Origin of the sequence: Gilliamella sp. B14384G10, assembly GCF_016101685.1 — a bacterium.
Classification (GTDB): domain Bacteria; phylum Pseudomonadota; class Gammaproteobacteria; order Enterobacterales; family Orbaceae; genus Gilliamella; species Gilliamella apis_A.
In genome coordinates this window covers 725762-741138 of sequence record NZ_JACFQA010000001.1, presented here as the reverse complement: position 1 = coordinate 741138, position 15377 = coordinate 725762, and the positions used below count along the sequence as shown (strand labels likewise).

The following is a 15377-nucleotide window of genomic DNA, read 5'->3' as shown; positions in this document are numbered from 1 at the left end:
CCATTATTGTTGGCTAAACCATTCATCTAGTTTTTGCTTTAAAGCTTCTAAACCAACACGTTTTGGCGATGAGAAAGGAGCAACAGTAATATCACCTTGAAAAGGTAAAATGGCTTCTTTGACCATATTAACTTGTTTTTTTTGTGCACCAGAAGCCAGTTTATCGGCTTTAGTTAATAATAACATTACAGGAATATTTACTGATACAGCCCATTCAATCATTTGTTGGTCCAAATCCTTTAATGGGTGTCTAATATCCATTAAGACAACTAAACCTTTTAAACTTTCTCGTTTTTGCAAATACTCACCGAGTGATTTTTGCCACTTTCGTTTAATCGCTTCAGGAACTTGCGCATAACCATAACCAGGTAAATCTACTAAGCGACAGTTTTCTTCAACTTCGAAAAGGTTGATTAGTTGTGTTCGTCCCGGAGTTTTACTGGTCCTTGCTAGGGCTTTTTGATTGGTTAATGTATTGAGTGCACTTGATTTACCCGCATTGGAACGTCCGGCAAATGCAATTTCAACGCCAGTATCAATTGGTAAATGTGTAATGTCAGGGGCACTTAAGATAAAATGCGTTTTAGCATAATTTAATGGTCGAATGTCAGTCATAAACAATATCCTTTAAGTGCATTAACGGCACTTAATCACTTAAAATGCCGTTACTGTATAGAAAAACTTAAGAATTGACAACTTTTTCGACTGCTTTGCCAAATCGGTTCATGCCTTCTTTTATTTCATCTTCCGAGATAATTAAAGATGGCGTAAAACGTAGTACATTTGTCCCTGCATTTAGTATCATTACTTTATACTCGGTAGCAACATTTAAAAAATCTCGTGCCTTACTATGAAATTCAGGTTGTAATTCAGCACCTAAAAGCAAGCCTTTACCTCGATACTCTCGAAATACTTTGAATTTATCATTAATAGTTTCAAGTTGTTCAATAAACATTGCCCGACGTTTTTGAACACCTTCAAGTACTTCTGGGCTATTAATGATATCGAAAGCAGCACAACCAACGGCACAAGCCAGTGGATTTCCACCATAAGTGGTACCATGAACACCAGGATGCATTACCGATGCAATCTCATTTGTAGTTAGCATTGCACTAATAGGAAAGCCACCACCGAGAGCCTTAGCGGAAGTTAAAATATCAGGAATGACATCATATTGTTGATAAGTATATAAACTGCCTGTTCGCCCCATACCGCATTGTACTTCATCAAAGACTAATAGGGCGTTATTTTGATCACAAAGTGCTCGTACACCTTTTAAAAACTCTGGTGTGGCAGAAGTTAATCCTCCTTCACCTTGCACTGGTTCTAAAACTACAGCACAAGTATGATCATCCATTACGGCTTTAACAGCATCTAAATCATTAAAAGGAACATGAATGATATCAGCAGGTTTCGGCCCAAAGCCATCGGAGTATTTAGCTTGCCCGCCGACTGATACAGTAAAAAAAGTACGGCCATGAAAAGATTGATAAAATGCGATAATTTTCGTCTTATATGGACTATACTTTTCAGCAGCATAATATCTTGCTAATTTAAAAGCTGCTTCATTTGCTTCGGCACCTGAATTAGCAAAAAACACACGTTCAGCAAAAGTATTTTCAATAATTTTTTGGGCAAGTCGTAGTGCCGGTTCATTGGTAAAAACATTACTAACATGCCATAATTGTTCGCTTTGTTGCTGTAGAGCATTGATCAACTGAGGATGACAATGACCGAGAGCATTGACAGCTATACCTCCAGCAAAATCGATGTATTCTTCACCATTTTGATCCCATACTCGACTACCATTTCCTTTCACAGGTATAAAGTTAGCGGGCGAATAAACGGGTAGAATTACTTTATCAAACAGATCTCGTGTAATTTCGGGCTGCATTATTTAATCCTTATTTAAACCAACGATCATTTTATATTTTATGTTATTTAATAAGATAGTAAAGTTAATATTTATTCATAATTATTGAATTTATATGCATTTAAAAGAAAGTTATATATTTTGTTCTTTTCTATAATTATTTTCGGGTATAATCAACGGTTAATTAATAATTGTCGATAAGATAGGAATAAATATGAGTCGCATTGTTTATTGCCATTATTTAAAAAAAGAATCCGAAGGATTAGATTTTCAGCTTTATCCAGGTGAATTGGGTAAACGTATTTATAATGAAATTTCAAAGATTGCATGGCAAGAATGGCTTAAAAAACAAACAATGTTAATTAATGAAAATAAATTTAATATGATGAATTTAGAACATCGTAAAAAAATTGAAACTGAAATGGTTAAGTTTTTGTTTGAAGGTGAAGACGTTGTTGTTGATGGGTATAAACCTGAAAATTGAGAGCTAAAATGAAAAATAATTATAAAATTATTACGTTACTCGTTTCCGTAACTTTATTAACAGCTTGTCCTGGTTCAAAAAACAAAAGTACCGATGAAGATTATTATATAAAGGATACCAATGCATTTAATATTTTAATCAGTCAGTATGCAAATAATATAGAACAAATTTGGGGGCCTAAAGAAATTCTTATTGCCGGACCAAAAGATTATGTTCAGTATGAAGATAATTTGCAAACACGCGTCCACATCAATTTTGTTTCAGGCGTAATAACAATTGAGACTTTATCTGATACCCCACTTGCCCATTTAAAAGATGCTATTGTTTCGACGTTACTTATGCCAGAACCGGTTGATATCATCCGCCGTGATAAAATAAGTCAGAACTTATCAGAAGAACCATTTTTATATAATCAGGTTCTTGACCAAGAAAGACAACCCATTCGTTGGAGTGGCAGGGCGAACAGTTTTGCTGATTATTTACTTGCCAATAATCTAAAAGCTCGTTCATCTGGTTCTCATAAAATTACCTATGTTGAAATCAAGTTAGTTCCAAATCATATTAATGAACGTGCAAGAAAATTCTTACCACTTGTTACTGAAGCATCAAATCGTTATTTTATTGATGAACGATTAATTTTAGCCATTATGGAAGTAGAATCTGCATTTAACCCTTATGCAGTCAGTCGTACTGATGCGTTAGGATTAATGCAAGTTCAACAACATACCGCTGGTCGAGATATATTTAAATCTCGAGGCAAATCAGGCGAACCCAGTCGCCAATTTTTACTGGATCCACGTAATAATGTTGATATGGGAACCGCTTATTTATCACTGTTAAAAAATAAATATTTAGCCGGTATAAATAATCCAATTTCATTAAGATATGCAATGATAACTTCCTATAATGGTGGTGCTGGTAGTGTATTACGTACTTTTTCTAATGATAGGAATGAAGCCATTAATATTATTAACTCAATGACACCCCAACAAGTTTATCGAAAATTAGTGACCTCACATGTTTCCCAAGAATCACGTAATTATTTGGTGAAAGTGAGTAAAATCTTAGATAACAAATAATTGATGATTATTAGCCACTTTTTTAAATCTGAATAAAAGATATGAAGAGTGGCTATTTTATATACATTTCACAATGTTAATAACTAATGATTTTTTAAGTTTTAAAGATTTTTAATAAAAAAAACGTGATCTACTTCAATTTTTGAGTATACTATGCGTCTCATAAAACCCTAGTTTTTTTGAGGATGTCAACTTGAGTAATGATAAGCTTGTGGACTCATTTTCTCCTGCACAAATGACCCAAATTGCCGAAGAAATTGGCAATTATAAAGTAAATAAACACCCTAGTAGTACTATCTTATCTGCCATCATCGCTGGTGTATTCATATCAATAGCTTTTGTCTTTTATATCACTGTTACGACTGGGACAGCTACAGTTGCTTTTGGTTTGGCTAAATTAGTTGGTGGTATCTGTTTCTCGTTAGGATTAATGTTAGTTGTCTGTTGTGGCTCTGATCTTTTCACTTCAACAGTATTAACTATATTACCTAAAATGACCCATAAAATTAGTTGGACAAAAATGATTCGTAATTGGATTTTTGTCTATATTGGTAACTTTATTGGTGCTATACTGTTTGTAACAATTATTTGGTTTTCTGGACAATATATGGTAGCCAATGGTTTGTGGGGATTGAATGTATTACAAACTGCAGATCATAAATTACACCATACCTTTATTGAAGCCGTATGCTTAGGTTTACTCGCTAATTTAATGGTTTGTTTAGCGGCTTGGATGAGTTATGCGGGTCGTAGTTTACTTGATAAAATGTTAATTATGGTATTACCTGTAGCTATGTTTGTCGCCAGTGGTTTTGAGCATAGCATTGCAAACATGTTTATGATTCCGATGGGCATTGTCATTAAAAACTTTGCATCACCTGAATTTTGGACGGCGGTAGGCGTATCTGCTGATACGTTTAATTCATTAACAGTTGAGCATTTTGTCTTAAATAATTTAATCCCGGTAACAATTGGGAATATATTGGGTGGTTTAGCTGTAGCGCTACCTTATTGGGCTTTATATCTTCGTAAGCCACATTGATTTTATAATATTTACCCTTATATAAGAGTAGATAGGTATTTATGTAAACCTGAGGTTAATAATTATGAGTAATTTAAACGAAGTACAAGCAAAAGCTTGGAAAGGATTTAAAGAAGGTGATTGGCAAAATAATGTCAATGTTCGTGATTTCATTCAAACAAATTACACACCTTATGAGGGTGATGAATCTTTCTTAGCTGGCGCTACCGATGCTACCACTAAATTGTGGGATAAAGTTATGGAAGGCATCAAATTTGAAAACTCCACTCATACACCAGTTGATTTTGATACCAGTGTAATTTCAACTATTACTGCCCATGATGCAGGTTATATTGAAAAAGATTTAGAGAAAATTGTTGGTTTACAAACTGAAAAACCACTAAAACGTGCGATTATCCCGTTTGGTGGTATCAAAATGATCGAAAACTCTTGTAAAGCTTACGACAGAACTTTAGATCCATTAGTCAAAAAAATCTTCACTGAATATCGTAAAACTCACAACCAAGGTGTGTTTGATATTTATACTCCAGATATTCTTCGTTGTCGTAAATCAGGCGTTATTACCGGTCTTCCTGATGCTTATGGTCGTGGTCGTATCATTGGTGACTACCGTCGTGTAGCTCTTTACGGTATCGATTACTTAATGCAAGATAAATTTGCGCAATTCACTTCATTACAAGCTGACTTTGAAAATGGCGTTGATTTACCAATGACTATGCAACGTCGTGAAGAAATTGCTGAACAACATCGCGCACTAGGTCAAATTAAAGAAATGGCTGCGAAATACGGTTTTGATATTTCAGCACCAGCAACTACAGCACAAGAAGCTGTTCAATGGACTTATTTTGGTTATTTAGCGGCGGTTAAATCTCAAAATGGTGCGGCGATGTCTCTTGGTCGTACTTCAACATTCTTTGATATTTACTTCCAACGTGATCTTGCAGCTGGCTTAATTACTGAAGAAGAAGCACAAGAAATTGTCGACCATTTCGTTATGAAATTACGTATGGTTCGTTTCTTACGTACTCCTGAATATGATGAATTATTCTCTGGTGACCCAATCTGGGCAACTGAATCTATCGCGGGTATGGGTGTTGATGGTCGTACATTAGTGACTAAAACATCATTCCGTTTCTTAAACACTTTATATACCATGGGACCTTCTCCAGAGCCAAATATGACAATTCTTTGGTCTGAACAGTTACCTTCTGGATTTAAAGAATTTGCTTCAAAAGTATCTATCGATACATCTTCATTACAATATGAAAATGATGATTTGATGCGTCCTGATTTTAACAACGATGACTATGCTATCGCATGTTGTGTAAGCCCAATGATTGTTGGTAAACAAATGCAATTCTTCGGTGCTCGTGCTAACCTTGCAAAAACTCTTCTATATGCAATCAATGGTGGTGTGGATGAGAAATTAAAAATGCAAGTTGGGCCTAAAGAAGATCCAATTACAGACGAATATTTAGATTTTGATAAAGTATTTGCTCGTTTAGATCATTTTATGAATTGGTTAGCTAAACAATATGTAACTGCGCTAAATGCTATTCACTATATGCATGATAAATATAGTTATGAAGCTTCATTAATGGCGTTACATGACCGTGATATTATTCGTACTATGGCATGTGGTATTGCAGGCCTTTCTGTTGCTGCTGACTCTTTATCTGCAATTAAATATGCGAAAGTAAAAACTATTCGTGATGAAGATGGTCTTGCAGTTGATTTTGAAATCGAAGGTGAATATCCACAATTCGGTAACAATGATCCACGAGTTGATGACATTGCTGTTGATTTAGTTGAACGTTTCATGAAGAAAATTCAAAAACTTAAAACTTATCGTAATGCAATTCCTACACAGTCTGTATTAACCATTACTTCAAACGTTGTATACGGTAAGAAAACAGGTAACACCCCAGACGGACGTCGTGCTGGTGCACCATTTGGACCAGGTGCTAACCCGATGCACGGACGTGACCAAAAAGGTGCGGTAGCTTCATTAACTTCTGTTGCTAAATTACCATTTGCTTATGCGAAAGATGGTATTTCATATACTTTCTCAATCGTTCCTAATGCATTAGGTAAAGATGATGATGCACGTAAACGTAACCTTGCAGGCTTAATGGATGGTTATTTCCATCACGAAGCAACTGTGGAAGGTGGTCAACATTTAAATGTTAACGTATTAAATCGTGAAACATTATTAGATGCGATGGAACATCCTGAAAAATATCCACAATTAACTATTCGTGTGTCTGGATATGCAGTACGTTTTAACTCATTAACTAAAGAACAACAAAAAGACGTTATTACACGTACTTTCACTCAATCAATGTAATTTAGTTGATAATAAGCTTAAATTAAATAGCGTCCTTTAAGGGCGCTATTTTTTTGTAATTGAAATTTTCTGCTTAAAAAAAAGTTATTGAATTAATATCGTTTCTCACTTATTGGTGTAATTGGTGAAAGCATTAGCATAACTGAGTTAAAATAAGAAAGAAGAGCAATGTAAGCAATTATCAGAGAATTGTTATGGAAAAAAATATTATTATGACAACAGAACAACCGATTAAAGGTCGTATTCACTCTTTTGAGTCTTTTGGTACAGTTGATGGGCCAGGTATTCGCTTCATTGTTTTCTTTCAAGGATGTTTAATGCGCTGCTTATATTGTCACAATCGTGACACATGGGATTTAAAAGCAGGGCGTGAAATTACTGTTGCTGAGCTGATGAAAGAGATCATCACTTATAAAAATTTTATTATGCCTAATGGTGGTGGCGTAACAGCATCTGGTGGTGAAGCAACCTTACAATCAGAATTTATCACTGAGTGGTTTAAAGCTTGTCATGCTGAGGGTATTCATACCTGTTTAGATACTAATGGTTATGCAAGACAACTTGATCATACCGTTGAAGAGTTAATGGAAGTAACTGATCTTGTGATGCTTGATTTAAAACAAGTGAATGATGATATACACCAAAAATTGGTAGGTGTTCCAAATAAACGGGTTTTAGAATTTGCTAAATATCTTCAAAAAATAAATAAACGAACTTGGATCCGCTATGTTGTTGTACCAGGATGGACGGATGATGATAATTCAGCCCATTTACTTGGTCAATTTATTCAAGGAATGGATAATATTGAAAGAGTTGAATTACTCCCATACCATAAGCTCGGTGCATATAAATGGGATACACTGGGTGATAAATATATGTTAGAAGGTGTAGAAGCTCCACCACGAGAAACATTGGATCGAATCCAATCAATTATTGAAAGTTATGGTCAGTATGTGACATTTAGCAAATAAAGTTGATTAATTAGTAAAAAGGTACCAATTATGGCGCCTTTCTATCTGCTATTTTAATCTTTTTCGTTTTACTGTTCGTAGTATATAAATAGTTCCTTCCAGAGCTAGTACACAAACTGATAACCAAATAAGCCCGTATGGTAAAATATGCTCTGTGGATATTGATTCATGTAAAAATAACACAGAAACAACAGTAAGTAATACGGGCTCGACATATCCTAGTAATCCAAATAGTCCAAGCGGTAACAGCCGTCTAGCGACGAAATACATCGCAAAGGCGATGGCAGTAATAATACCGAGCATTGGAATAAAAATATGAAAATGAGATAAATCACTTATAATCTCATTACATGGATAATGTAAAAGAAAATAAATCAGACAGCCTATAAATATAAAAAAGAAGTCCGAAAAGGTTCCTGCAATACCTTCTATCTGTAATTTGCGTCGTGTCATAAAGTAAATAGGATAACCCAAGGCGATGATGGCAGTTTCCCAAGAGAAAGCGCCAGTAATATAGATTTCTGATATAACACCTATGCTAGCGAGTAATACCGCAATTTTTTGAAAAATACTTAGCCTTTCTTTATAGAAAATTTGCCCAAAGACCACCATACTTAATGGTAATAAAAAATAGCCAAGTGAAGCCGATAATCCATGACCATTAATTGGTGCCCAAATAAAAATAAGCATTTGAATAGTTAGTAGAAAAGAAGAAAATAATAACCCAACTAAAAGATATGGCTTATCTTTAATTCGAATAAAAAGGGCGGATATAGATGACCATTGCTTTTCAATCAGAATTAATACAATAATAGCCGGAAAAGATGTTAACAATCGCCAGCAAAAAATATCTACTACAGATAAAGGTTGCAATAATACTGGATAGTAATACAGCAAGCCAAAAAGACATGATGCTAGGATTGATAATGCAACACCTTTTATCATCTTATTTACCTTAATTAATAAAAAAATAGCGCTAATGAATAGCGCTACAATGAATATTTGAAATTATAAAACTAACCAATAACTTCAAGGCCGTTCATATATGGTACTAATACTGATGGTACTTTAATTGTTCCGTCTGCTTGTTGATAATTTTCCATTATAGCAACCAGTGTACGTCCAACGGCTAAACCTGAACCATTTAGGGTATGTACTAAATAGGTTTTATTATCAGCTTTATTGCGGTAACGAGCTTGCATACGACGTGCTTGGAAATCCCACATATTTGAGCATGAAGATATTTCACGATAAGTATTTTGTGCTGGTACCCAAACTTCTAGATCATAGGTTTTGCAAGAACCAAAGCCCATATCCCCAGTACAAAGTATAATTTTACGATATGGCAATTCTAATAATTGTAAAACTTTTTCAGCATGTGCAGTTAATTCTTCTAATGCTTGCATTGATTCTTCTGGTTTAACAATTTGCACTAATTCGACTTTATCAAATTGATGCATACGAATTAAGCCACGGGTGTCTTTACCATATGAACCAGCTTCAGAACGGAAACAAGGCGTATGAGCTGTCATTTTTAATGGTAATACGCTTTCATCAAGAATTTCATCACGCACTAAATTAGTAACTGGCACTTCTGCAGTTGGGATTAGTGCATAATTACTACTTTCAGACTCTTCATCAAGCGGTTTGGTATGGAATAGATCTCCCGCGAATTTAGGTAATTGACCTGTTCCAAAAAGCGTAGCTTGATTCACTAGATATGGTACATAAATTTCAGCATAGCCATGTTGTTCAGTATGTAGGTCTAGCATAAATTGCGTAATTGCACGATGTAAACGGGCTATTTGTGATTTCATTACCACAAAACGAGCGCCAGTTAGTTTTACACCAGCAGCAAAATCAAGACCACCAAAACGTTCACCTAATGCAACATGATCTTGAATAGGAAAATCGAAGGTTCTTGGCGTGCCAAAACGAGAAATTTCAACATTATCATTCTCATCTTTACCATCTGGCACAGCATCATTAGGAATATTGGGAATGTTGGCAGAAATGTCTTTAATTTGGTTGAGGAGCTTATCAAGTTCTGTTTTTGCACTGTTAAGCTTTTCACCTAATTTGTTTACTTCTTCGCGCACAGTTGAAATATCTTCACCGCGTGCTTTTGCTTCACCAATTGCTTTCGAGCGAGCATTACGCTGCGCTTGTAAGTTCTCTGTTTCAACCTGTAGTGTTTTACGTTTTTCTTCAAGTTGTCGAATAGTCTCAACATCTAATTTAAATCCACGGCGAGCTAATTTGCTAGCAACGAGATCTAATTCATTTCGAAGTAAATTTGGGTCCAACATAAAAAGAGTCCATTATTGTTTATTAATGTTATTTATTTAATTTCTTATTTTAGTACAGCTAACAAAACATATAAATAAAAAAGTATGATTAATAACACATATGAAATTCGTGAGTTAAGTATACTAGAATTGTTTCGGGATTCAACCAGAGTGGCAGGCCCGAACAATGCTAAATGATATATATAAATTTATTTAATTGGATAAGAAAATAATTACTCGTTATATGTCAAAATTCCATACATATAAAATTTATTATTTTTGTGTTTGTTACTGCTGCATATCTTGCTTGATATCTTCAGGTGACTATTATTATTAAAAGCAAATACAAATACAAGTTATTAACAGTTATTTTTTAGAAAATATATAATATTAAAAACGTTGTTCTATAAGTAATCTTTTATTCTATTTTTCAACAGTATTAAATCAAATTTCAAATAATTTATTTACTGCTGGAACTATTTTTTTCTAATTTAGATCTTATTAAAATTTTTAGCTGTATCGTTTGGATTATTATTATTCTGGACAATTTTTTCCCTTAAAATCTTATATAAAGGTCAAAATAATCAATGAAAAAAGCCCAAATGCTTTTTTTGATTTTTTTCTCATCAACTATCTCTTTTAAGTTTTTTGAGAGATTTAGTGAGATATTTGATAATTGGTGATAGTTCGCCTTGAATGGATCTTATATTGATATGTAAAAATGACAAGATTATACTTAACCGCTATATATTTTAACTTTTCAAAAATTTTACAGGGTAGAAGGTAAATGGAACAAGAACAGAACAAAGCAACAAGTGGTTTTGCTATAGCTGGAATGGTTTGTGGGATTGTATCATTAATTCCCATGGGGCTTTTTAGTATTGCTGTGGCTATTGTTGCTATAGTGTTAAGCGCTATTGCTAAGAGTGATATAAGAAATAATAATAAAAATGGTGCAGGTTTTGCTACAGCCGGGATGGTTTGCGGAATTATTGCTATTGTACTATGGGTTTTATTGATAGTTGTGATTAGTACGGCGATATTATCATTTGCCTAATTATATAACTAAAACATAAAATCATTATTAATTAAAGCTGACAAAGTCGGCTTTTTTTGATCTAAAAGTAAAATATAATAAATTTGTTATTTTTCTCTCTTTGCCAATCTACATTCGTATTCATGTTGTAATCTTTATTAATAATAAAACCATTTCTTTTTAATCCATAAAACGTTTTATCTAGAGTTTTTTACATGTTTAAAGATTGCCTTTTGAACTTTTTATTCGTCTCGCTCTATTCGAATTTTACAGCAATGATTGGGGGTGGATAAGGTGTAAGTAGTATAGTCATAGATTAAATGCTTTGTAAGAGGCTCTAAATGAACATTATTAGCCGTTTTGGTGTCAGGTAAGGGTAGGGGTAGAGTAGTTAATCAAGTGTATTATATTTAGTGCTTTATTGGATATATATTTAAAACATTATTCTATAATACTTGTCATTTTAATTCATAAACTGAGGTGATGATTATAACAAAGTGATTTTCTTATTCTAGTATTCTATTTTTATCAAAATATACAAAGAGAAATATCTAATGAAAATTAAGTCATTGCTATCAGTTAAGCTGAAGTTGATATAAATTATTATTTTTTTGATTATAACAAATCGAAATGTTTTTGGATGCTTAATGGCGCACCCGAAGGGATTCGAACCCCTGACCGCTCGGTTCGAAGCCGAGTGCTCTATCCAGCTGAGCTACGGATGCGTGTAAGTTCGTAAAAAATGGTGCATCCGAAGGGATTCGAACCCCTGACCGCCCGGTTCGTAGCCGGGTACTCTATCCAGCTGAGCTACGGATGCGTATTGAATATTTTAAAATGGTGCATCCGAAGGGATTCGAACCCCTGACCGCCCGGTTCGTAGCCGGGTACTCTATCCAGCTGAGCTACGGATGCATATTTTAATTTTTAAATGGCGGTGAGAGAGGGATTCGAACCCTCGATGCAGCTTTTGACCGCATACTCCCTTAGCAGGGGAGCGCCTTCAGCCTCTCGGCCATCTCACCAAAACATTATGACTTTGCTTCAACAACAAAATCATAATGTGTGGCGCACATATTACGTTCTAGAAAAAATAAGTCAAACATTTTTTTAAGAACTCGTGCTAGTTGTTTATTTCGTACCCAATATTACTCTTTGGGTTGAACTGATTCATCACTTTTATCTTGCGATTGATGAATTCTGTTGTATATTTCTTCTCTATGAATAGAAACTTCTTTAGGTGCATTAATACCGACTCTGACCTGATTACCCTTCACGCCTAAAACGGTAATAACAACATCGTCACCAATTATAAGTGTTTCACCTACTCTCCGAGTTAAAATTAACATTAGATCTCCTAATATCAGTTAAGTATATATCCAAACAATTTTAAGATATAGCTTCGTCAGCCCCCCATCAATAAGATAGAAAGACGGAATTTTACAGAAATACACTAATGTTTAATTAACAAACAAACACTGGAGCACATCTGGCTAACTTGCTTGTAATTTATTACTGATTTCTTTTTTTACAGAAGATAACGCTTCTGGTAACGCTGAAAGATCCATTCCACCTGCTTGAGCGAAATCAGGCCGCCCACCACCTTTACCACCTACTTTTAATGCTAATTGAGATACTAATTCACCAGCTTTAACAATGCCTAATAAATCATTAGTTACACCGGCAGCTAAATTGATTTTGTCTCCATTAACAGCCGCTAAAATAATTACGCCGGTTTTTAATTGATTTTTCAAATCATCAATCATTGTGCGTAACATTTTTGCTTCGACATTATCAAGTTTAGCAATTAGCAAGTTTTTATTATTTATTTTTTCGCATTGATCAAGCAATTGCCCACTTTGTTGGCTAGCTTGTTGGGCCTTTAGTTGCTCCATTGCTTTTTCTAATGCTTTATTTTGATCGAGCAATTGCTCTATTCGTGATAACACCGCTGATTTATCACTTTTAACCAATTGTCCAATTTGGTTTAATAAATTGGATTCATGATGTATGTATTCCATCGCATTTTGTCCAGAAGTGGCTTCAATACGACGTACCCCTGAGGCAATACTTGATTCAGAAGTAATTTTAAATAGGCCTATATCTCCAGTTCTATCAACATGTGTGCCACCACAAAGTTCGATAGAGAAATCGCCCATGGTTAATACTCTAACAATATCTTCGTACTTCTCACCAAATAATGCCATAGCACCTTTATTTTTAGCCTGATCAATTGGCATCAGTTCTATGTCAACTGGTAAGTTACGACGTATTTGTTGATTAACTAGATTTTCAATTTCAACAATTTGTTCTTGCGTAATAGGTTGATTATGCGAGAAATCAAATCGAAGGTAACTGTCATTAACTAGTGATCCTTTTTGATGTACATGATTTCCTAAAATACGTTGTAGAGCAGCTTGCAATAAATGTGTCGCCGAATGGTTACGACGAATACGTTCTCGTATTTCTACATCTATTGCAGCGGTTACGATATCACCAACTTTTAATGTACCTTTGGTGACTTTACCAATGTGACCAATACTTTTACCATATTTTTGGCTATCAGTCACACCGAACACTAGATTAGCTGAGCTTAATACACCTTTATCACCAACTTGACCACCTGATTCACCATAAAATGGTGTTTTGTCTAAGATGACAATTGCGGTATCGCCGGCATTGATAGCATCAACTTTATTCCCATCTTGGAAAATTGCAATGACTTTTCCTGATGATTCGGTTAGTTTATAACCTAAAAATTCAGTTTTATCATCAAGTTTAATCATATTACTATAATCAACAGTAAATGAACTTGATTCTCTAGCTCGTTTTCGTTGTTCTTCCATACATTGATTAAAACCATCTTCATCAATAGTGATGTTTTTTTCACGACACACATCAGCAGTAAGATCTAATGGGAAACCGTAAGTATCATATAGTTTAAATGCAACATCTCCCGGTAGTATTGCATTAGTAATCTTACCTAGCTCTTGATCAAGTAAAAATAAGCCCCGTTCTAATGTTTTTAAGAACTGTTCTTCTTCTATTTTTAGGGTTTCTTCAACTAATTTTTGGTTATTTGCTAATTCATTAGCGGCGCTTCCCATTACATCAATTAATGGTTTAACTAACTTATAGAAGAAAATATCTTTAGCACCTAGCATATGTCCATGACGTACTGCTCGGCGTATAATTCGACGTAATACGTAACCTCGGCCTTCGTTTGAAGGTAACACTCCATCGGAAACTAAAAAAGCACAAGAACGTATATGATCAGCAATAACTCGTAATGATTTACTTTCTAAATCGTTGGTTTGGATGATTTGTGCAGCATCTTTTATTAATTTTTTAAACAGATCAATATCGTAATTTGAGTTGACATGCTGTAACACTGCCGCTATGCGTTCAAGTCCCATGCCTGTATCAACGGAAGGTTTAGGTAACGGTTCCATTGTACCATCAGCATGACGATTGAATTGCATGAATACGATGTTCCAAATTTCAATAAAACGGTCACCATCTTCTTCCGCACTTCCTGGAGGTCCCCCCCAAATATGCTCACCATGATCATAAAAAATTTCAGTACAAGGTCCACAAGGTCCAGTATCGCCCATTTGCCAAAAGTTATCAGACGCATATGGCGCACCTTTATTATCACCTATACGAATAATACGCTCTTTCGGAATACCAATTTCATTTTCCCAGATTGCATAAGCTTCGTCGTCGGTTTCATACACGGTTACTGTTAAGCGATCTTTTGGCAGGTTAAACCATTTTTCACTAGTTAATAATTCCCATGCAAAATGAATCGCGTCATGTTTAAAATAATCGCCAAAACTAAAGTTTCCTAGCATTTCAAAAAAAGTATGATGCCGAGCTGTATAACCTACATTGTCAAGGTCATTATGTTTGCCTCCAGCACGCACACAACGTTGTGATGTTGTTGCTCTGGTATAAGATCGTTTATCGATACCAAGAAAAACATCTTTAAATTGATTCATTCCCGCATTGGTGAATAAAAGTGTTGGATCATTATGTGGAACAAGGGAACTACTCGCAACAATTTCGTGTCCTTTGCTATGGAAAAAGTCAAGAAAATTTTGACGAATTTCTGCAGTGCTTTTCATTTATGCTTCCATATTAAACGATAAATTTTTAGACATAGTAATATACCCGTTACAACTTAAGTTGAAAAGTAAATATTCTTAATACAGCGATTGATCTAATTACTATTAGTAAGGAATAAAATTAAAAGAT

12 protein-coding genes and 4 tRNA genes are annotated in these 15377 nt (G+C 34.6%); 6 read left to right on the top strand and 10 right to left on the bottom strand.

Annotation, left to right across the window (positions count from 1 at the left end; genetic code table 11):
- Positions 1-3 precede the first annotated feature (3 nt).
- On the bottom strand, positions 4-606 hold the full coding sequence (yihA, locus tag H3T54_RS03335; RefSeq protein WP_086358306.1) for a ribosome biogenesis GTP-binding protein YihA/YsxC: 603 nt from the start codon (positions 604-606) through the stop codon (positions 4-6).
- 76 nt (positions 607-682) lie between these two features.
- Positions 683-1894 (bottom strand): aspartate aminotransferase family protein, encoded by a 1212-nt coding sequence (locus H3T54_RS03330; protein ID WP_198220908.1) that lies wholly within the window; start codon positions 1892-1894, stop codon positions 683-685.
- Between the two features lie 193 nt (positions 1895-2087).
- On the opposite strand from H3T54_RS03330, the gene H3T54_RS03325 reads away from it, so the two are divergent.
- From H3T54_RS03325 to pflA, 5 genes are all read left to right on the top strand, one after another.
- Complete coding sequence (locus H3T54_RS03325) at positions 2088-2357, top strand: oxidative damage protection protein (RefSeq protein WP_110447206.1); 270 nt, start codon at positions 2088-2090, stop codon at positions 2355-2357.
- An 8-nt stretch (positions 2358-2365) separates the two neighbouring features.
- Positions 2366-3436, top strand: coding sequence for a membrane-bound lytic murein transglycosylase MltC (mltC, locus tag H3T54_RS03320; protein WP_110447207.1), 1071 nt, complete (start codon positions 2366-2368; stop codon positions 3434-3436).
- 193 nt (positions 3437-3629) lie between these two features.
- Positions 3630-4478: a formate transporter FocA gene (gene focA, locus H3T54_RS03315; protein ID WP_232351491.1), complete on the top strand. Its 849-nt coding sequence runs from the start codon at positions 3630-3632 to the stop codon at positions 4476-4478.
- Positions 4479-4542: 64 nt separating this feature from the next.
- Entirely contained in the window at positions 4543-6825 is a 2283-nt protein-coding gene (pflB, locus tag H3T54_RS03310; protein ID WP_086364102.1) for a formate C-acetyltransferase, read from the top strand.
- Between the two features lie 194 nt (positions 6826-7019).
- Complete coding sequence (gene pflA / locus H3T54_RS03305; protein WP_232351490.1) at positions 7020-7796, top strand: pyruvate formate lyase 1-activating protein; 777 nt, start codon at positions 7020-7022, stop codon at positions 7794-7796.
- A gap of 48 nt (positions 7797-7844) precedes the next feature.
- Here pflA and rarD read toward each other — a convergent pair whose 3' ends face one another.
- Both rarD and serS read right to left on the bottom strand, forming a co-directional pair.
- The gene (rarD, locus tag H3T54_RS03300; RefSeq protein WP_198220906.1) at positions 7845-8741 is read right to left on the bottom strand and encodes an EamA family transporter RarD; all 897 of its coding nucleotides are present in this window, start codon (positions 8739-8741) and stop codon (positions 7845-7847) included.
- A gap of 71 nt (positions 8742-8812) precedes the next feature.
- Positions 8813-10105 carry a serine--tRNA ligase gene (serS, locus tag H3T54_RS03295; RefSeq protein WP_110447209.1) on the bottom strand — a complete coding sequence of 431 codons (1293 nt, stop codon included), beginning with the start codon at positions 10103-10105 and terminating at the stop codon, positions 8813-8815.
- A 766-nt stretch (positions 10106-10871) separates the two neighbouring features.
- Here serS and H3T54_RS03290 point away from each other — a divergent pair.
- Complete coding sequence (locus H3T54_RS03290) at positions 10872-11141, top strand: DUF4190 domain-containing protein (RefSeq protein WP_198200810.1); 270 nt, start codon at positions 10872-10874, stop codon at positions 11139-11141.
- Positions 11142-11768: 627 nt separating this feature from the next.
- On the opposite strand, the gene H3T54_RS03285 is transcribed toward H3T54_RS03290, so the two are convergent.
- From H3T54_RS03285 to alaS, 6 genes are all read right to left on the bottom strand, one after another.
- A tRNA-Arg gene (locus tag H3T54_RS03285) sits at positions 11769-11845 on the bottom strand.
- An 18-nt stretch (positions 11846-11863) separates the two neighbouring features.
- Positions 11864-11940 (bottom strand) — tRNA-Arg (locus tag H3T54_RS03280).
- A gap of 18 nt (positions 11941-11958) precedes the next feature.
- A tRNA-Arg gene (locus tag H3T54_RS03275) sits at positions 11959-12035 on the bottom strand.
- Positions 12036-12052: 17 nt separating this feature from the next.
- Positions 12053-12145 (bottom strand) — tRNA-Ser (locus tag H3T54_RS03270).
- A gap of 123 nt (positions 12146-12268) precedes the next feature.
- Positions 12269-12469: a carbon storage regulator CsrA gene (gene csrA / locus H3T54_RS03265; protein WP_110447211.1), complete on the bottom strand. Its 201-nt coding sequence runs from the start codon at positions 12467-12469 to the stop codon at positions 12269-12271.
- A gap of 144 nt (positions 12470-12613) precedes the next feature.
- Positions 12614-15247, bottom strand: coding sequence for an alanine--tRNA ligase (gene alaS, locus H3T54_RS03260; protein WP_198220904.1), 2634 nt, complete (start codon positions 15245-15247; stop codon positions 12614-12616).
- Positions 15248-15377 lie beyond the last annotated feature (130 nt).

Bases quoted from the DNA above. Each gene is read 5' to 3' on its own strand.
- H3T54_RS03330 (WP_198220908.1), bottom strand. From the start codon at position 1,894: ATGCAGCCCGAAATTACACGAGATCTGTTTGATAAAGTAATTCTACCC.
- H3T54_RS03325 (WP_110447206.1), top strand. From the start codon at position 2,088: ATGAGTCGCATTGTTTATTGCCATTATTTAAAAAAAGAATCCGAAGGA.
- mltC (WP_110447207.1), top strand. From the start codon at position 2,366: ATGAAAAATAATTATAAAATTATTACGTTACTCGTTTCCGTAACTTTA.
- pflB (WP_086364102.1), top strand. From the start codon at position 4,543: ATGAGTAATTTAAACGAAGTACAAGCAAAAGCTTGGAAAGGATTTAAA.
- pflA (WP_232351490.1), top strand. From the start codon at position 7,020: ATGGAAAAAAATATTATTATGACAACAGAACAACCGATTAAAGGTCGT.
- rarD (WP_198220906.1), bottom strand. From the start codon at position 8,741: ATGATAAAAGGTGTTGCATTATCAATCCTAGCATCATGTCTTTTTGGC.
- serS (WP_110447209.1), bottom strand. From the start codon at position 10,105: ATGTTGGACCCAAATTTACTTCGAAATGAATTAGATCTCGTTGCTAGC.
- H3T54_RS03290 (WP_198200810.1), top strand. From the start codon at position 10,872: ATGGAACAAGAACAGAACAAAGCAACAAGTGGTTTTGCTATAGCTGGA.
- csrA (WP_110447211.1), bottom strand. From the start codon at position 12,469: ATGTTAATTTTAACTCGGAGAGTAGGTGAAACACTTATAATTGGTGAC.
- alaS (WP_198220904.1), bottom strand. From the start codon at position 15,247: ATGAAAAGCACTGCAGAAATTCGTCAAAATTTTCTTGACTTTTTCCAT.